At 58.3% G+C, this 16952-nt stretch carries 16 protein-coding genes and 1 pseudogene; 10 read left to right on the forward strand and 7 right to left on the reverse strand.

Annotated features, from left to right (window positions below; translation table 11 throughout):
* Positions 1-3: 3 nt before the first annotated feature.
* On the reverse strand, positions 4-459 hold the full coding sequence (locus tag V5E99_RS07605) for a DUF721 domain-containing protein (RefSeq protein ID WP_499801894.1): 456 nt from the start codon (positions 457-459) through the stop codon (positions 4-6).
* 307 nt (positions 460-766) lie between these two features.
* On the opposite strand from V5E99_RS07605, the gene secA reads away from it, so the two are divergent.
* From secA to V5E99_RS07625, 4 genes are all read left to right on the forward strand, one after another.
* Positions 767-3502 carry a preprotein translocase subunit SecA gene (gene secA, locus V5E99_RS07610; RefSeq protein ID WP_499801895.1) on the forward strand — a complete coding sequence of 912 codons (2736 nt, stop codon included), beginning with the start codon at positions 767-769 and terminating at the stop codon, positions 3500-3502.
* 122 nt (positions 3503-3624) lie between these two features.
* The gene (gene argJ, locus V5E99_RS07615; RefSeq protein ID WP_499801896.1) at positions 3625-4842 is read left to right on the forward strand and encodes a bifunctional glutamate N-acetyltransferase/amino-acid acetyltransferase ArgJ; all 1218 of its coding nucleotides are present in this window, start codon (positions 3625-3627) and stop codon (positions 4840-4842) included.
* A 65-nt stretch (positions 4843-4907) separates the two neighbouring features.
* Positions 4908-5609, forward strand: a complete 702-nt coding sequence (locus V5E99_RS07620; RefSeq protein ID WP_499801897.1) for a glutathione S-transferase family protein — start codon at positions 4908-4910, stop codon at positions 5607-5609.
* Positions 5606-6550 (forward strand): Nudix family hydrolase, encoded by a 945-nt coding sequence (locus tag V5E99_RS07625; protein ID WP_499801898.1) that lies wholly within the window; start codon positions 5606-5608, stop codon positions 6548-6550. Before V5E99_RS07620 ends, V5E99_RS07625 begins: the two co-directional genes overlap by 4 nt.
* A 133-nt stretch (positions 6551-6683) precedes the next feature.
* On the opposite strand, the gene V5E99_RS07630 is transcribed toward V5E99_RS07625, so the two are convergent.
* From V5E99_RS07630 to V5E99_RS07640, 3 genes are read right to left on the reverse strand one after another with little or no spacing between them, the layout of a single operon-like run.
* Positions 6684-7265 (reverse strand): cob(I)yrinic acid a,c-diamide adenosyltransferase, encoded by a 582-nt coding sequence (locus V5E99_RS07630; protein ID WP_499801899.1) that lies wholly within the window; start codon positions 7263-7265, stop codon positions 6684-6686.
* Positions 7266-7267: 2 nt separating this feature from the next.
* The gene (locus V5E99_RS07635; RefSeq protein ID WP_499801900.1) at positions 7268-9304 is read right to left on the reverse strand and encodes a sensor histidine kinase; all 2037 of its coding nucleotides are present in this window, start codon (positions 9302-9304) and stop codon (positions 7268-7270) included.
* 45 nt (positions 9305-9349) lie between these two features.
* Positions 9350-10267 carry a putative 2-dehydropantoate 2-reductase gene (locus V5E99_RS07640; RefSeq protein ID WP_499801901.1) on the reverse strand — a complete coding sequence of 306 codons (918 nt, stop codon included), beginning with the start codon at positions 10265-10267 and terminating at the stop codon, positions 9350-9352.
* A 140-nt stretch (positions 10268-10407) separates the two neighbouring features.
* Between V5E99_RS07640 and V5E99_RS07645 the strand changes: the two genes are divergently transcribed.
* Both V5E99_RS07645 and V5E99_RS07650 read left to right on the forward strand, forming a co-directional pair.
* Positions 10408-10893, forward strand: coding sequence for a YajQ family cyclic di-GMP-binding protein (locus V5E99_RS07645; protein ID WP_007906601.1), 486 nt, complete (start codon positions 10408-10410; stop codon positions 10891-10893).
* 136 nt (positions 10894-11029) lie between these two features.
* Positions 11030-11872, forward strand: coding sequence for a mechanosensitive ion channel family protein (locus V5E99_RS07650; protein WP_499801902.1), 843 nt, complete (start codon positions 11030-11032; stop codon positions 11870-11872).
* Between the two features lie 138 nt (positions 11873-12010).
* Here the strand turns inward: V5E99_RS07650 and V5E99_RS07655 are convergent, their stop codons facing one another.
* On the reverse strand, positions 12011-13339 hold the full coding sequence (locus V5E99_RS07655) for an OprD family porin (protein WP_499801903.1): 1329 nt from the start codon (positions 13337-13339) through the stop codon (positions 12011-12013).
* A gap of 914 nt (positions 13340-14253) precedes the next feature.
* On the opposite strand from V5E99_RS07655, the gene V5E99_RS07660 reads away from it, so the two are divergent.
* Together V5E99_RS07660 and V5E99_RS07665 are read left to right on the forward strand one after the other, a co-directional pair.
* Positions 14254-14679: an HIT domain-containing protein gene (locus tag V5E99_RS07660; protein WP_499801904.1), complete on the forward strand. Its 426-nt coding sequence runs from the start codon at positions 14254-14256 to the stop codon at positions 14677-14679.
* Positions 14680-14682: 3 nt separating this feature from the next.
* Positions 14683-14889 (forward strand): SlyX family protein, encoded by a 207-nt coding sequence (locus tag V5E99_RS07665; protein ID WP_123598145.1) that lies wholly within the window; start codon positions 14683-14685, stop codon positions 14887-14889.
* Between the two features lie 74 nt (positions 14890-14963).
* Here V5E99_RS07665 and V5E99_RS07670 read toward each other — a convergent pair whose 3' ends face one another.
* Together V5E99_RS07670 and V5E99_RS07675 are read right to left on the reverse strand one after the other, a co-directional pair.
* Entirely contained in the window at positions 14964-15185 is a 222-nt protein-coding gene (locus tag V5E99_RS07670) for a cold shock domain-containing protein (RefSeq protein ID WP_080267996.1), read from the reverse strand.
* A gap of 57 nt (positions 15186-15242) precedes the next feature.
* Positions 15243-15566 (reverse strand): annotated as a pseudogene (locus tag V5E99_RS07675) (cold shock domain-containing protein membrane protein); the annotation flags it as partial.
* 310 nt (positions 15567-15876) lie between these two features.
* Between V5E99_RS07675 and V5E99_RS07680 the strand changes: the two are divergent.
* Positions 15877-16347 carry a Dps family protein gene (locus V5E99_RS07680; RefSeq protein ID WP_499801905.1) on the forward strand — a complete coding sequence of 157 codons (471 nt, stop codon included), beginning with the start codon at positions 15877-15879 and terminating at the stop codon, positions 16345-16347.
* A 266-nt stretch (positions 16348-16613) separates the two neighbouring features.
* Entirely contained in the window at positions 16614-16928 is a 315-nt protein-coding gene (locus tag V5E99_RS07685; protein WP_499801906.1) for a ribbon-helix-helix domain-containing protein, read from the forward strand.
* Positions 16929-16952 lie beyond the last annotated feature (24 nt).

Below are 16952 nucleotides of genomic sequence, written 5' to 3' on the forward strand. Positions count from 1 at the left end.
CTTTTAATCTTTGGGTTTGGCGTGCGCCGCCAGGCGTTCCAGCGCCGCCCGCAGGTTCGGATCGGTGATGCCATCAGCCGTCGCCTGAATGGTCGCGCCGGCATCCACGGACAAACTGATGGTGTGTCCCGCCGCACCTTGCTGGACGGTCGGCGGTTGCACCTTGAACAGAATCCGGGTCAGGCTGGCGAACTCGTCGAACAGCATCAGTTGCCGTTGCAGGCGTTTTTGTTGATAGCGCAGGCGCGTTGCCCAATGCCCGTCGGTGACAATCAGCAGCAAGCTACCTTCGCGCCACGAAGCCACATGGCAGTGTTCGCGTGCAGCGGGTTGCAACTGGCTTTCCACCAGGCGTTGTAAATGACCCAGGCGTTGAGCATGGCCAAAGATGGCTTTCAGCGGTTTGGCTTCGCGAAGCAGAACGGCGGGTGCTCTGGCCGTAAGAGGGCGAAATGCCATGATCAGACACCTGAAGTAACAGAGCGGCCATGGTAGCAGAAAGCATTGGTTGCACCCGACCCATTGCTTTGTGCGCGCTTTACTCATTAAATCAACAAGTAACTTCTGCCGTGAATGGCTTGAAGTTCAGTAAAAAGCCCTTATTTTAAGTGAGCCCCGTTATAGCGCAGTGCATGCATCGTGGAATAACGCCACTTTCCTCACCATCGTTTCCGGGTAGAATGCTCGTTCGCATGCGGCCATGAGGGCTGCTCGGGCGACTCACGGGGCCGCCCTCCATCCCTTTAGTGTGGAAGATCCTGCCGATATGTTTGCGCCTTTGTTAAAGAAACTTTTTGGAAGCAAGAACGAGCGTGAAGTCAAACGCATGCTCAAGACGGTGCAATTCGTCAATGCCTTCGAAGAGCAAATGGTAGCCCTTTCGGACGATCAATTGCGTGCCAAGACCGATGAATTCAAGGCCCGCATCGCCAAAGGGGAAACCCTCGACAAGCTGCTGCCAGAAGCCTTTGCGGTCGCCCGCGAAGCCGGCAAGCGCGTCATGGGTATGCGCCACTTCGATGTCCAGCTTATCGGCGGCATGACCTTGCATGAAGGCATGATCGCGGAAATGCGTACCGGTGAAGGCAAGACCCTGGTGGCAACACTGGGTGTTTACCTCAACGCGCTGTCCGGCAAGGGCGTGCACGTTGTTACCGTGAACGACTACCTGGCCCGTCGCGACGCCAACTGGATGCGTCCGCTCTACGAATTCCTCGGCCTGACGGTCGGCGTCGTTACGCCGTTCCAGCCGCCGGAAGAGAAACGCCTGGCTTACGCTGCCGACATTACTTACGGCACCAACAACGAATTCGGTTTCGACTACCTGCGCGACAACATGGCGTTCAGCATGGAAGAAAAATTCCAGCGCGAACTCAATTTTGCCGTGATCGACGAAGTCGACTCCATCCTCATCGACGAAGCCCGTACCCCGCTGATCATTTCCGGTCAGGCCGAGGACAGCTCCAAGCTGTACATCGAGATCAACAAACTGATCCCGCAGCTGGAATTGCACGTCGAAGAAGTCGAAGGCGAAGTCACCAAGGCTGGCCACTACACCGTGGACGAGAAGACCCGTCAGGTCGAACTCAACGAAGCGGGTCACCAGTACGTCGAAGAAATGCTCACCCGTATCGGCCTGCTGGCTGAAGGCGAGAGCCTGTACTCGGCGCATAACCTGGGCCTGCTGACCCACGTCTATGCCGGTCTGCGTGCGCACAAGCTGTTCCATCGCAACATCGAATACATCGTGCAGGACGGTCAGGTTGTACTGGTCGACGAACACACCGGCCGTACCATGCCGGGTCGCCGTTTGTCCGAAGGCCTGCACCAGGCCATCGAAGCCAAGGAAAACCTGAACATCCAGGCCGAAAGCCAGACCCTGGCCTCGACCACGTTCCAGAACTACTTCCGTCTGTACAACAAGCTGTCCGGCATGACCGGTACCGCAGACACCGAAGCGTTCGAATTCCACCAGATCTACGGTCTGTCGGTGATGGTTATCCCGCCGAACAAGCCGCTGGCGCGTAAAGACTACAACGACCTGGTGTTCCTCACTGCGGAAGAGAAGTACGCCGCGATCGTGGCCGACATCAAGGAATGCATGACCCATGGCCGTCCGGTGCTGGTGGGTACTGCGACCATTGAAACCTCCGAGCACATGTCCAGCCTGCTCGTGAAGGAAGGCATCGAACACAAGGTTCTGAACGCCAAGTTCCACGAAAAAGAAGCCGAGATCATTGCCCAGGCCGGTCGCCCAGGCGCACTGACCATCGCCACCAACATGGCCGGTCGTGGTACCGACATCCTGTTGGGCGGCAACTGGGAAGTGGAAGTGGCTTCGCTGGAAGACCCGACCCCTGAGCAGATCGCCCAGATCAAGGCTGACTGGCAGAAACGTCACCAGCAAGTGCTGGAGTCCGGCGGCCTGCAAGTGATCGCTTCCGAGCGTCACGAATCGCGCCGTATCGACAACCAGTTGCGTGGTCGTGCCGGTCGTCAGGGTGACGCCGGTTCCAGCCGTTTCTACCTGTCGCTGGAAGACAGCCTGATGCGCATCTTCGCCTCTGACCGGGTGAAGAACTTCATGAAGGCCCTGGGCATGCAGTCCGGTGAAGCGATCGAACACCGCATGGTGACCAACGCCATCGAGAAGGCTCAGCGCAAGGTTGAAGGCCGCAACTTCGACATTCGCAAGCAACTGCTCGAGTTCGACGACGTCAACAACGAACAGCGTAAAGTGATTTATCACATGCGTAACACGTTGCTGGCCGCTGACAACATTGGCGAAACCATCGCTGATTTCCGTCAGGACGTGCTCAACGCCACCGTCAGTGCCCACATTCCACCACAGTCACTGCCTGAGCAGTGGGACGTGGCCGGTCTGGAAGCCTCGTTGCAAAGCGACTTCGGCGTAGCCCTGCCGATCCAGCAATGGCTCGACGAAGACGATCACCTGTACGAAGAAACCCTGCGCGAGAAGCTGATGAACGAGCTGATCGCCGCGTACAACGAGAAAGAAGACCAGGCGGGCGCCGAAGCGCTGCGCTCCTTCGAGAAGCAAATCGTGCTGCGCGTTCTGGATGACTTGTGGAAAGACCACTTGTCGACCATGGACCACTTGCGTCACGGCATCCACTTGCGTGGCTACGCCCAGAAGAACCCGAAGCAAGAGTACAAGCGCGAGTCGTTTACGCTGTTCTCCGAGCTGCTGGATTCGATCAAGCGCGACTCGATCCGTGTGCTGTCACACGTTCAGGTTCGCCGCGAAGACCCGGAAGCAGAAGAGCAACGCCTGCGTCAGGAAGCCGAGGCACTGGCCGCGCGCATGCAGTTCCTGCATGACGAAGCACCGGGTCTTGAGCAACCGGAACTGCTCGGTGAAGAGGTCGATGTCGCCCTGGCTGTCGCGCCGGTACGCAATGAACAGAAGCTGGGCCGTAACGAACTGTGCTACTGCGGTTCGGGCAAGAAATTCAAGCATTGCCACGGGCAGATCCAGTAAAACCCGTTTCAAACGCTGAAATACCCGCGCCGCGACCGGCATCAGCCGTCGCGGCGTTTTGCCATTTAAACCACCGTTCTTCCTGCTGACGGTGCTGACATCATTTTTAAAGGAGCGCTTTCATGGCTGTTGGTCTTGGTCCTTTGCCAACGTTGCACCCGGTTGCCGGTTTTGAACTCGGTATCGCCTCGGCCGGCATCAAGCGCCCGGGGCGCAAGGATGTCGTGGTCATGCGCTGTGCCGAAGGCTCCACGGTGGCGGGCGTGTTTACGCTGAATGCGTTTTGCGCCGCGCCCGTGATCCTGGCCAAGCAACGTGTGCAGGGGCCGGTGCGTTACCTGTTGACCAACACCGGCAATGCCAACGCCGGTACCGGCGAACCTGGCCTGGCGGCCGCCGAGCGCACCTGCGCCAAACTGGCTGAGTTGGCCGGTGTGGACGCGAGCCTGGTGCTGCCTTATTCCACCGGTGTGATCGGCGAGCCACTGCCGGTCGAAAAAATCGAAGGAGCCCTGCAAGCGGCCCTCGATGACCTGTCGGTGAATAACTGGGAAGCGGCCGCCACCGGCATCATGACCACCGACACCCTGCCCAAAGGCGCCAGCCGCCAGTTCCAGCATGACGGCGTGACCATCACCGTCACCGGCATCAGTAAAGGCGCGGGCATGATTCGTCCGAATATGGCGACCATGCTCGGCTACATCGCCACCGACGCCAAAGTTGCTCGCGACGTGCTGCAAAACCTGCTGCTGGACGGGGCGAACAAGTCGTTCAACCGCATTACCATCGACGGCGACACCTCGACCAACGATTGCTGCATGCTGATCGCCACTGGTCAGGCTGCGTTGCCGCAAATCACTTCCGCCACGGGTGAACTGTTCGCCAAGCTCAAGCAAGCGGTGTTCGAAGTGTGCATGGACGTGGCCCAGGCCATCGTGCGTGACGGCGAAGGCGCGACCAAGTTCGTCACCGTTGAAGTCAACGGCGGCGGCAATCACCAGGAATGCCTGGACGTGGGTTACACCGTGGCCCACTCGCCACTGATCAAGACCGCGCTGTTCGCCTCCGACCCGAACTGGGGCCGCATCCTGGCCGCCGTCGGCCGTGCCGGCGTGCCGAACCTGGACGTGAGCAAGATCGACGTGTTCCTCGGTGAGGTGTGCATCGCCAGTCATGGTGCTCGGGCGTCGACCTACACCGAAGCCCAGGGCTCGGCGGTGATGCAGCAGGAAGAAATCACCATCCGTATTGAACTGGGTCGCGGCGATTGCAGCGAAACCATCTGGACGACTGACCTGTCCCACGAATACGTGAAGATCAACGCGGAGTACCGTACGTAAGACCGAGTCGCTCCCATCGCGGGCAAGCCTCGCTCCTACAGATGATGTGATTTGTGGGAGCGGGCTTGCTCGCGAAGGCGCACTACCAGACGCTGGATATTCTGGCCTGTATCCCTCATCAGAAGGACCCGAACATGAGCCTGCACCTGATCATCGGCGACAAATTGCTTTCCTCCTGGTCCCTGCGGGGTGCCCTGGCCCTTGATTTGACCGGGGCGCCTTACACTGAAGAGCTGATCAAACTCGGCCAGCCAGACACCCGTGAACGTGTGCTCAAGCATTCGCCGACCGGTAAAGTCCCGCTGCTGAAAACCGAGCACGGGGTCATTGCCGATTCCCTGGCGATTGCCGAGTACCTGGCCGAACAGTTCCCCGACGCCGGCCTCTGGCCCAAAGACACCGCCGCCCGTGCCCAGGCCCGCTCGGCTTGCGCGCAAATGCACAGCGGTTTCTTCGGTTTGCGCACCAATATGTCGTTTGATCTTGGCCGTGACGAAGCGCTGCCATCGATTCCTGCTGACGCTCAGGCCGACATCGAGCGGATGCTGGCGCTGTGGGCGGAATGCCGCGCTGTTGCCACCGAAACCGGCCCGTTCCTGTTCGGCACAGCGACCCTGGCTGACGCGTTCTTCGCCCCGATTGCCGTGCGTCTGCGCACCTATCAGGTGAAGCTGCCGGCCGAGGCCGAGGCCTATGTCGAAACCATTTACCAATGGCCAGCCTTCAAGGCCTGGCAGAAAGACGCTCTGGAGGAGATTGCCCGGTGAAACGAGTCCACGTCGCCGCCGCTGTTATTCGTGACAGCGCCGGCAAGATCCTGATTGCCCGCCGTGCCGATACCCAGCATCAGGGCGGCTTGTGGGAGTTTCCCGGGGGTAAGGTCGAGGCCGACGAATCCGTCGAAACCGCCCTGGCCCGTGAGCTTCAGGAAGAGTTGGGGATTGTCGTCAGTGCGGCGCGTCCGCTGATCAAGGTTCAACACGACTATCCGGACAAGCAAGTGTTGCTGGATGTCTGGGAAGTCTCGGCGTTTACCGGCGAGCCCCACGGCGTCGAAGGCCAGCCATTGGAGTGGGTCGCTGCGCGTGATCTGCTGAACTACGAGTTCCCGGCAGCCAACCAGCCGATCGTTGCGGCTGCGCGGTTGCCCGCCGAGTACCTGATTACCCCGGAAGATCTGGAGACTCCAGCCTTGCTGCGCGGTATCCAGAAAGCCATTGCCGGTGGCATCAAGCTGATTGTGTTGCGGGCACCTAACGGCTACGACCCTAAATATCGCGATCTGGCGGTGGATGCGGCGGGGCTGTGTGCCGGCAAGGCGCAATTGATGATCAAGGGCCCGTTTGAGTGGCTGGGGGACTTCCCGTCCGCCGGTTGGCACATCACCGCCGCGCAACTGCGCAAGTACGCGGCGAAGGGCCGACCGCTGCCGGCGTCGCGCTGGTTGGCGGCGTCCTGCCATAACGCTGAAGAACTGGCGTTGGCCGAGCAGATGGACGTGGATTTCGTGACTCTGTCGCCGGTGCAGCCGACTCAGACGCATCCTGATGCCGAGCCGTTGGGTTGGGAGCAGGCAGCAACCCTGATCTCGGGCTTCAGCAAACCGGTGTTCTTGCTAGGCGGTGTTGGGCCGGCGGAGCGGCAGAAGGCGTGGGAAATCGGGGCGCAGGGTGTGGCGGGGATTCGGGCGTTTTGGCCTGAGGCCTGATTTTGCGGTGAGGCGGCTGGCGCCATCGCGGGCAAGCCTTGCTCCTACAGGTTTGGTGGTGTTCCCTGATTTTGTGAACGACAAACATCCGTAGGAGCAAGGCTTGCCCGCGATGGCGTCTTTGAATTGCCGACTAAGCCTCTGGTTTAGCCGCCGGCTGCCAAAGAATCTCGGCAATCCCTTGGCGCTTGGCAATCAGCCGCGCCGCCACAAACAACAAGTCCGACAACCGATTGATATACGCCAGGCCAACCCCGTTCAGCGGTTCCACGGCATTCAAATGCTGACACCGCCGCTCTGCGCTACGGGCCAGGCTGCGACACACATGAGCCTGCGCAATCAACGCCGAACCCCCAGGCAGAATGAAATTCTCCAGTGGCCCCAGTTCTTCATTCCAGACATCAATCGCCGCTTCCAGCCGTTCGATCTCCGCTGCATTCAGCGCCTGATACACCGGCATCGCCAGTTCACCGCCCAGATCGAACAACCGATGCTGACACGGCGCCAACACCTCGATCACTTCGTTCAAGCCCGGATACGCATCAGTTTCCGCCGCCAACCCGGCCAGCAACACGCCGACCTGGCTGTTCAACGTATCGACTTCGCCAATCGCTTCGATGCGCGGATGATCCTTGGCCACGCGGCGGCCATCGCCCAGGCCGGTTTCGCCTTTGTCGCCGGTGCGGGTGTAAATCTTCGACAAGCGAAAGCCCATGGTTACCTCGGTAGCTGATTGAGTTCTTGGGAGACAAGCGGGGTGCCCGCCAACGGCAGGCGCAAGGTGAAGCAGGTGCCTTGGCCGAGGGTCGATTGCACTTCCATCTGGCCCTTGTGGTTGTTGGTGATGATGAAATACGACACCGACAGCCCGAGCCCGGTGCCCTGGCCTATTTCCTTGGTGGTGAAGAACGGCTCGAAGGTACGTTTGCGCACGTTCTCGCTCATGCCGACGCCGTTGTCCTCGACCTGGATTTCCGCCCACGGCGGGTTGAGCTTGGTGCGCAGGATGATTCGCCCCGGCTCGCTATCGTCTTCGCGCTGATGAATGGCCTGGGCGGCGTTTTTCAGCAGGTTGAGCAGCACCTGTTCCAATTCGTTGGCGGTGCCGGGCACCGGGCCCAGCGCCGGGTCGAACTGACGAATGATCGCCTGGCCCTTGAAGTCGAAACCGATGGCCAGGTCGAAGTCATTGCCGGCGATGTCCACTGCTTGATCTATCAGCGCCGGCAAGTCGCACGGGGCCATTTGGCGGGTACTGCGGCGGCTGAAGCTGAGCATGTGCGTGACGATTTTCGCCGCCCGGGCGCCGGCCTGCTGGATGCCGTCGAGCAACTGCGGCACTTCCCGGGCCTTCAGGTATTGGTTGACCGTGTCCAGCTCAATGCCGATGTGTTCGGCTTGCTCGAGGTTTTTCGGCAAGTCCGGGGAGAGGCGTCGACGGATGTTTTGCACGTTGTGCAGGATCGCGCCCAACGGGTTGTTGATTTCGTGGGCCATGCCGGCGGCGAGGCCGCCGACCGAGAGCATTTTTTCCGACTGCACCATCATTTCTTCCAGGGACAGGCGCTGGGTGATGTCATCGATGCGGATCACCACGCCGCGCCCGGCACCGCCCATCAGCGGGTAGAAGGTCAGGGCGTAATGCTTGGGCTCGTCGTCCTTGAACCAGGTCACCCGCTCGATTTTGGCCACGGTGTGCTGCTCGACGGTTTGCTTGAGTTGCGGCAAAAACGGCTTGAGCGGTTCGAACGCGAGGAAGATGGGCTGGTTCAAGGCTTCATCCAGGCGCGTGCCGGACAAGGCGCTGGCCTCCTGATTCCACTGGGTCACGTAGAGCTGCTCATCGAGGGCAATCAGCGCTGACGGCATGGAGTCGATGATGCTGTTGAGGTAGTTCTGGAAACCGGTGAGTTTCTTCTCGATCTTGCTCCGCACCTGGACTTCCAGTTCCAGTTTGCGGTTGGTGTGGCGGGTTTCTTCCGCCAGGCCCTGGGCCTGATCGTAAGCGGCTTGGGAGTCGTCCCGAGCGCGTTTGAGCTGTTGTTCCCGGGCTTCAATGCGCGAAAGCATGGTGTTGAACGCCTCGGCGAGGCTGCCGATTTCATCGTGGTTGCCCTTTGAGGCGCGCAAGGCGTAGTTCTCTTCCCGGGTAACTTGCCGGGACAGCTCTTCGAGTTCGTGGATCGGCCGGGTGATCAGGCGTTTGATCTGCCGGGCGATCACCAGCCAGAGCAGCACGCTGAAAATCAGAATCCCCAGGCTCGCAGTCAGGGTGCCGGTGTAGAACGCCATCGGCAGTTCACTGCTCGCCACCAGCAGCAGGTGGCCCGGCTCGGTGCCGGGGCGAGGCAGGGTGATGATCTGATTGCTGCGAAATTCCGTGGCTTGCCAGGCTTCGATGCGTTTGTAGTGCTCCGGCAGCTTGAGTTTGTCGCCGTGTTGCAACTGCGCCAGGCGTTCGCCGTTGCCGTCATAGAGCGCTGCCGCGCGCAACGGTGAATAGCTGTTGAGTTCGTTGAGCAGGCGTTCGGCGCTTTGCGGCGACTTCAACGCCTCGGACACCAGGCTCGGGTTGGACACCAGTCGGCCAATGGTCTGCAAGGCCTGGGGCGCCATACTTTCCTGGGAGATGTAGTACGCGGCGCTGATAAACGTCAGGTTGGCGACCAGCAGGACCGTGATCAACAACACCAGCAGGGCGGCCAGCAGTTTCTGGCCGACGGGGAGGTTTTCGAGGCGCTGGCGCAGTGGCATCAGGTTCATCGCGGCAAAGGAACAAGTGGCCAGCGTAGCCGCTGCTTAGTCGCTGGGCAATCCAAGGCTGTGCAGATGAGCGATCAGCCGCTGCTGTAATTGAAAGAGATGGGGCAGGTTCAACTGGTGCCGCGCCGCGACTTTGCAGACATGGCCCAATAGATAGCTGATTTCGGTGCGGCGCTGATGGGCGACATCCTGGTACATCGAGGAGTAATTGGCGGCGGTGGCCTGAATCACCCGCTCGACTTCCTGTTGCAGGTGTTCGGCGGCGGCCGGTTGACCACAGCGCTCCAGCAGTTCAGTCAATTCGGCGCAGAGGGTGGCGACTTCGCAATGGTGCTGTTGCAAACCGCCGTTGCGACAGTCGTGCAGGACGGTCAGGGGATTGATTGCACAGTTGAGCGCGAGTTTTCGCCATAGGCGCGTGAGGATGTCGGTGCTCCACTCGTGGGGAACCCCGGCGGCGCTCAAGTCGTCCAGCCAGATTGGCGCGACCGGATGCCCTACGTCCCCCAGCCAGGTGTAGCCGTGGCCGGCGAACACCACGCGCCAGTCGCCGTCGCGAAACGCGCCCTCGGTGCTCGATGCACTGATGCAGCGCGCCTGGGGCACCTGAGCGGCGACGGCGTCCTGACTGCCGAGGCCGTTTTGCAACAGGATCAGCTCGGCACCGGGGGCCAGGCGCGGCGCCAGTTGGGCGACGGCTTTTTCGGCGTCGTAGGCTTTGCAGGCCACCAGCAGGCGACTGATCGGCGCGCCGCCGTCGGGTGTTTCGCCGGGAATCGCATAGGTTTTTGCTTCCCCGTGTTCTACCAGCGTCAGGCCGCCCGCCGTTTGATAGGCCTGCAAGCGTTGCCCATCACGCACGATCAGCCGGACCGGAACGCCGGCCCGCGCCAGGCGCGTGGCCCACAAGGTGCCTAGACTGCCGGCGCCCAGAACATGCCAAGTGGCGGACATCAGCTTTTTGCTCGGTTTGAGGCAGGCATGTGAGGCTCGCAGTATCGGTGGGGAAAGACCCGTTATAATGAGCCCGATTTTAACCGCAAGCCAAGCGCGCGCCATCGTGATTGAGCGCGCCTTTTTATTGGAGAAACTACATGCCGTCGTTCGACGTGGTATCCGAACTGGACAAACACGAGGTCACCAACGCGGTCGAGAACGCCGTCAAGGAGCTCGATCGTCGCTATGACCTGAAAGGCAAAGGCACCTTCGAGTTCAAGGAAAAGGACCTGACCGTCAATTTGACCGCTGAAGCGGATTTTCAGCTCGAAGCGATGATCGAGATCCTCAAGCTGGCCTTGGTCAAGCGCAAGATCGACGTGCAGTGCCTTGAGGTCAAGGACGCCTACGCATCGGGCAAGCTGATGAAGCAGGAAGCGGTCCTCAAGGAAGGCATCGACAAAGAGCTGGCGAAGAAAATCGTCGCTCACGTCAAGGATGCCAAGCTCAAGGTCCAGGCCGCCATTCAAGGCGAGCAAGTGCGCATCACCGGCAAAAAGCGTGATGATTTGCAGGAGGCCATCGCGGCCCTGCGCGCCAAGACCTTCGACATGCCGCTGCAATTCAATAACTTCCGCGACTAAGTTTTCGACGCGGAACCTGTGGGAGCGGGCTTGCTCGCGAAAGCTGTGCGTCAGTCAACATTGATATTGACTGACACACCCTCTTCGCGAGCAAGCCCGCTCCCACCTGGATTGTGTTTAACCCAGGAGAAAGTAGATGGACTTGAATACTGAAGTGGACAATCTGGTCAAGGCGTCTCAAGCCTGGATTCCGATGATCATGGAATACGGCAGTCGCGTGTTGCTGGCGGTGATCACCCTGGCCGTGGGCTGGTGGCTGATCAACAAGGTCACGCAAAAACTCGGCGGGTTGCTGGCGCTGCGTAACGCCGACCTGGCGCTGCAAGGTTTTATCAGCAGCCTGGCGAATATCATTCTCAAGGTGCTGCTGATTGTCAGCGTGGCCTCGATGATCGGTGTTGAAACCACCTCGTTCGTTGCGGCTATCGGTGCTGCGGGTCTGGCCATCGGTCTGGCACTGCAAGGCAGCCTGGCGAACTTCGCTGGCGGCGTGCTGATTCTGTTGTTCCGTCCGTTCCGCATTGGTGACTGGATCGAAGCCCAAGGCGTGGCCGGTACGGTCGACAGCATTCAGATCTTCCATACCGTGCTGCGCACTGGCGACAACAAGACCATCATTGTCCCGAACGGTAACTTGTCGAACGGCATCATCACCAACACTAACCGTCAGCCGACCCGCAAGGTTGTGTTCGATGTAGGCGTGGATTACGAAGCGGACTTGCAGAAGGCCCGTGAAGTGCTGCTGGAACTGGCCAAAGATGAGCGCATCCTGGCAGAACCGGCACCGCAAGCCGTTATTTCTACCCTGGGCGACAGTTCGATTACTGTATCCCTGCGAGTGTGGGTCAAGACGGCTGATTACTGGGATGTGATGTTCATGTTCAATGAACAATCCCGTGATCGGTTGAAAACAGCCGGTATCGATATTCCATTTCCACAGCGGGTTATTCGTGTGGTTCAGGAAGCGTCGGTGAACTGAGCAGAGTGCTATTAATGCCTGACTTAACGGTCAGGCTAATTGAGTAGCAAGCTAATCATTAAAGTGCTGTGCAGTAGTTAAAAAAAAGGCCCATCCGAAGATGGGCCTTTTTTATGCTTACTAACTAACCAACTGCGATTACAAGATCGACAGTGGGTAGTCAACGATCAGGCGGAACTCGTCGATGTTGCCTTCGCCTTCGTCGGCATTGGCGCGGTGCCATGCTTGACGGATGCGGAACGACAGATCTTTAGCTGGACCGGCTTGAACTACGTATTTGGCTTCCACGTTGGTTTCGTGGTGTTTGCCATCTGCGCCGTACAGGCCAGTGTAGGTGCTGTTCGACGGAGTGTTGGTACCGTCAATGTCCCAACCTTTCACGTAACGGGTCATGAAGCTCAGACCTGGAACGCCGTACTCAGCCATTTTCAGGTCGTAGCGAACCTGAGCCGACTTCTCGCCTGGGGCGTTGAAGTCAGAGTACTGGATGGAGTTGGCGAGGAAAATCGAGTCGCCGCCGCGGTTGTTTTTACCCACACCGATGTAGTCGAACGGGGTGTCGCCGTTAACCTTCTGGAAGGCTACGGTCAGGGTGTGTGCTTTCAGGAACGAGAAAGCAGCAGCCAGGGAGTACGCGGTGTTGCTGATATCGCCAGCTTTAGCGCTGCCGGTATCGGTAGTACGGTAAAGGTTACCGTCCAGGTTCAGCGACTGATCGCCACCCATTGGGATGGTGTAGTTCAGGTTGCCGTAGTACTGGTTCCAGACGTCTTCCAGCTTGGCACCGTACAGCGATGCGGACAGGTTTTCGTTGATGCCGTATTTGCCACCGAAGTAGTCGATGGAGTTGGCTTTCACGCCAGCGTAGGTAGCCCACAGGTCGCCGTCACGGGCGTTGCGGTCCTGGCTGGTAGCCGAATAGAAGTGACCGGCTTCGAGGTCAAGGTCTTTGACTTCGCTGCTCTGCAGTTGGATACCGCTAGCAGTTTGGTGAAGGATGCGCGAACCACCAACAGCGAACACTGGGGAGGTGCTTGGCTGCTGATCACCGATTTTCAGTTCGGTTTTGGATACGCGGAACTTGATGGCTGCGCCGGCTTTGCCTTGGCTGTCATCGTTCTCGCCCTGAGAGTTAACACTCAGGTTGCCCGAACCGGAATACTTGTCGGAGCCGTCCAGTTTGATTGCCAATTGGCCCCAAGCTTCAACGCCGACACCAACGGTACCTTGGGTGTAACCGGAGCTGAATACGCCCTGGATGCCCTGGGTCCAGTCTTTGTCATCGACTGCGCCGTCTTTCTTGTTACGGTTGTAGTAGTAGTTGCGAACCAGCAAATCCAACTTGCTGTCTTCTACAAAGCCTTTGGCTTCGGACTGGTCGCTTACGAAAGGTGCGGCCGTAGCCAATTGAGTACTGGCTGCTGCTGCAACTGCCAGTGCGATCATGCTCCACTTCATCACGCGCATCGTGATTTGCTCCTTTGGTTTTTAGAAGAGTACTGCCGTCCCACCTGTTTTATTATCTGGGCGGCTCTTTCTTTTTGTGTCGGCGCAAACTTATATCACGCCGACAATGTTGGCGATACTTGCGTATCTAACCTTTCAGCTTCTTTACGACCCTGTCGCAAATGGCTTGGTAGATGTCGCAAATTCACTGCCCCGACGCAACCGGATTGACAACTTGAGCGTTGTTTTTCGGGGCTTGAGCATCGGTAAAAAGAGTCCCTGGTGAAACGTTTGAATCTCCATCGGGCAACCCTGCCACTGTTTTTATTTGTCTTAAGGCTCCCACTTCCAGCGGTGCACTTATAGACGATATGGGTGTGAATGCAACAAGCGTGCTCAAACCAGAAATCTGTTGCTGTTTTTTTCTGAAGGCCCGCTTGCCGCTGTAAAAACCTCATAAAACCGGGGCTTTCAAGCGCCTTTTGTTTGCGCTTGACGCCATGGATTGCATGGTGTTGCAACGTCGCGCTCATCGCGCGACCACAAAAAACGTTACCGGTTCACCCCAAAAGTGAGTAATTGGCGCAACCCCGACGCACTCAGCGTAGACGCGCTGTGCGGTTTTGGTGCAAAAAATTTTAATCGCTGTACCTATTTCATACAGTGCGCACGTTTGCATTAGCGGAACGCACGGTTCGCAATGGGTCATTCCAGCGTTTTTTGTGTGGCTATTGGTTCCGTAATGGTGCGCTCCGGCAAAAAATGTCTCATGTCGGGGCGCGTGTCTTCGATTGAAGAATGACCGGGCAGGCTACAAATGCGGTTCGTCGTGAAGCTCGGGGCATTCGCAGGTATGCTGCCGTCCTGTCGCTTGGCGCACTGCCTCGGATGAGAGGCGCTAAGCTGAAAATGATGAACAGGCGGGAGTGCGCACAGTGTTCGCTTTAGATCCACGACTTCAACAAGACACGTTACCGATTGGGGATTTCCCACTCTGCCGGTTGCTGCTGTCCAACGATTCCAACTACCCCTGGTTCATCCTGGTGCCACGCCGCGAGGATATCAGCGAGTTGTTTCAGTTAAATGTCGCAGATCAACAGCAGCTATGGCAGGAAACAACAGCCCTGGCAGAGATGCTCAAGGACTCGTTCGACGCCGACAAGTTGAATGTGGCCGCGTTGGGTAACGTGGTCAGCCAGTTGCACATGCATGTGATTGTGCGCAAGCGCGAGGATGCCGCCTGGCCGGCCCCGGTCTGGGGCAAACACCCGGCCAAGCCTTATACAGTCGAGCAGGTCGCCGTGATTCGCGAACGGCTGCGCCTGGTCCTGACCGATCAATTCACGTTTCTGGAGGGCTGAGCCATGAGCCTTGAAGAGCGCGTCAACGATCTGGAAAGCCAACTGGCGTTCCAGGACGACACCATTCAGTCATTGAACGATATCCTGGTGACGCAACAGCGGGTCGTCGAGCGCCTGCAACTGCAAATGGCTGCGTTGCTGCGGCGTCAGGAAGAGATGGTTGGTCAGTTCGAATCCTCTGAAGAAGAGGCTCCGCCGCCGCACTATTGAGTGACTGGCTTAGAGTCCAGACCAAAAAAAACCGCGAACAGCCAGGCTGCTCGCGGTTTTTTTATCGCCTGGAATCAGCGACGGGGCAATGCGGCAATCACATCTTCGGCTTGCAGGCCTTTGTCGCGATTCATGACGGAGAATTCAACGCGCTGGCCTTCGACCAGAACGCGGTGACCTTCGCCACGAATGGCCCGGAAGTGCACGAAAATATCATCGCCGGAATCACGGGAGATAAAGCCGAAGCCTTTGGAGGTATTGAACCACTTGACGGTGCCGGTATCGCGGTTGCTCATGTCATAGCTTGGCGAGGCGGCGGCCGGTGACGATTTGTAGAAGCTGATGGCCAGGTGCAGGAGCACGGCGACCAGGGTAATGACCAGGCTGAACAGCACCGCAGGTTGACCGGCGATAACCGGCATGGGTGCGATCAGTGTCAGGGTTTGCAGCACGACAGCCAGGACCAGCAGGGCGCTGACCAGGTTTTGCAGTTGATGACGAGGACCTTTGTTCCAGTAAGGAATAACCGGAGCGAGGGTGAGGTTGAGCAAGCCGAAAAAGGCCAGGTACAGCGCATCGGGTTGTTGCAGGTAAGGTACTGCTTCGGATCGCAAGCTAGGGATGAAGGACAGCAGCAAGGCTGCTGCGCCCATTAGCAGGTGGACGATTTTCAACATTTTGATTGACTCACGTTAAGACGGATCACAAGGAAGAGCTGATTGAGCACGGTCCGCTTCAGAACAATAAGAGGCGGTGGACACGTACCCGCTACCAGCCTATGCGCAACACCCCGAAAAATAGGGGCGTGGCGACACACTGCCTATTTAACAGCAAAGCCTGCGGCTACTCAAATCAGGGAGTCCAGCGGTGCCCGTGTGGGCGATTTGTCGCAGGTCGATCGGCCAACCGAGGCTGCAGGGTGTGGACAGCCTTGCTACAGTGGTCTGGCACTTGTTGGATGAATTTCATCACCTTTAGGGGGTAAACATGGCAATTGATATCGGTATCAGTGAAGCGGACCGCAAGTCCATCGTCGACGGGCTGTCGCGTCTGCTGTCGGACACCTATGTACTTTATTTGAAAACCCACAACTTCCACTGGAACGTCACGGGGCCCATGTTTCGAACCCTGCACTTGATGTTCGAGGAGCAATACAACGAGTTGGCCCTGGCGGTCGATTTGATTGCCGAGCGGATTCGTGCCCTGGGCTTTCCGGCGCCGGGTGCCTATTCGGTGTATGCGCGTCTTTCTTCTATTAAAGAAGAGGAGGGTGTCCCCAGCGCCGAAAACATGATCAAGCAACTGGTCGAAGGGCAGGAGGCCGTCACCCGCACGGCGCGCGGCATCTTCCCATTGCTGGACAAAGTCAGTGATGAGCCCACGGCGGATTTGCTGACCCAGCGTATGCAGGTCCATGAAAAAACCGCGTGGATGCTGCGCTCGCTGCTGGATCAGTAACACCGTCAATACGCGGATGGCGCCTGGGGGCGTTGTTCGCGTGCAGCTTTTCTCTCAGGCAAATGCCCTCTCGGTTCAGGAAAACAGCACGCAGTCGGTAGGAAAAGGTCCGGCGTAGGACCGTCTCCATGATCCTCTCCACCTTGTTGGCTTATCCTACGATGACCGTCAAAAAGTCATCTGGATATAACTTTGCGCCTGCGTTTTTATAAGGAAACAGGAGTTGCTCTTATGAAAACCAGGGATGGCAAAGGAGTGTCAACGGTATGGTTTATGGAGAAGGTCGAAGCGAGTGGAGACCCGGTTCGCAGCCGGCTATAAAGGTTGATCCGTTCGTCAGTGAGTTTGATATGGGGCTGGCCAAGCCGTTATCCCGCTCGGTTCGCTTGAATGGTTTTTCCACCTGCCTGCGGTTGGAGCAGGTCTACTGGGAGATTTTGGGTGAAATGGCCACACTCAATGGCTGCTCGGTCAGTGCCCTGTTGTCCCATGTGGATCGCGAGGTGCATTTGCGTCACGGCGGTGTGAAGAATTTCAGCGGGCTGGTGCGCGTCGTCTGTGTCGTACACAGCCTGAAGTAGTATCGGTCTGTGCAGTCTTACGGC

Origin of the sequence: Janthinobacterium sp. LPB2021202312-11-4, from assembly GCF_037049705.1 — a bacterium.
Taxonomy (GTDB): domain Bacteria; phylum Pseudomonadota; class Gammaproteobacteria; order Pseudomonadales; family Pseudomonadaceae; genus Aquipseudomonas.

Bases quoted from the DNA above. Each gene is read 5' to 3' on its own strand.
- V5E99_RS07605 (WP_499801894.1), bottom strand. From the start codon at position 459: ATGGCATTTCGCCCTCTTACGGCCAGAGCACCCGCCGTTCTGCTTCGC.
- secA (WP_499801895.1), top strand. From the start codon at position 767: ATGTTTGCGCCTTTGTTAAAGAAACTTTTTGGAAGCAAGAACGAGCGT.
- argJ (WP_499801896.1), top strand. From the start codon at position 3,625: ATGGCTGTTGGTCTTGGTCCTTTGCCAACGTTGCACCCGGTTGCCGGT.
- V5E99_RS07630 (WP_499801899.1), bottom strand. From the start codon at position 7,265: ATGGGCTTTCGCTTGTCGAAGATTTACACCCGCACCGGCGACAAAGGC.
- V5E99_RS07635 (WP_499801900.1), bottom strand. From the start codon at position 9,304: ATGCCACTGCGCCAGCGCCTCGAAAACCTCCCCGTCGGCCAGAAACTG.
- V5E99_RS07640 (WP_499801901.1), bottom strand. From the start codon at position 10,267: ATGTCCGCCACTTGGCATGTTCTGGGCGCCGGCAGTCTAGGCACCTTG.
- V5E99_RS07645 (WP_007906601.1), top strand. From the start codon at position 10,408: ATGCCGTCGTTCGACGTGGTATCCGAACTGGACAAACACGAGGTCACC.
- V5E99_RS07650 (WP_499801902.1), top strand. From the start codon at position 11,030: ATGGACTTGAATACTGAAGTGGACAATCTGGTCAAGGCGTCTCAAGCC.
- V5E99_RS07655 (WP_499801903.1), bottom strand. From the start codon at position 13,339: ATGCGCGTGATGAAGTGGAGCATGATCGCACTGGCAGTTGCAGCAGCA.
- V5E99_RS07665 (WP_123598145.1), top strand. From the start codon at position 14,683: ATGAGCCTTGAAGAGCGCGTCAACGATCTGGAAAGCCAACTGGCGTTC.
- V5E99_RS07670 (WP_080267996.1), bottom strand. From the start codon at position 15,185: ATGAGCAACCGCGATACCGGCACCGTCAAGTGGTTCAATACCTCCAAA.
- V5E99_RS07680 (WP_499801905.1), top strand. From the start codon at position 15,877: ATGGCAATTGATATCGGTATCAGTGAAGCGGACCGCAAGTCCATCGTC.
- V5E99_RS07685 (WP_499801906.1), top strand. From the start codon at position 16,614: ATGGTTTATGGAGAAGGTCGAAGCGAGTGGAGACCCGGTTCGCAGCCG.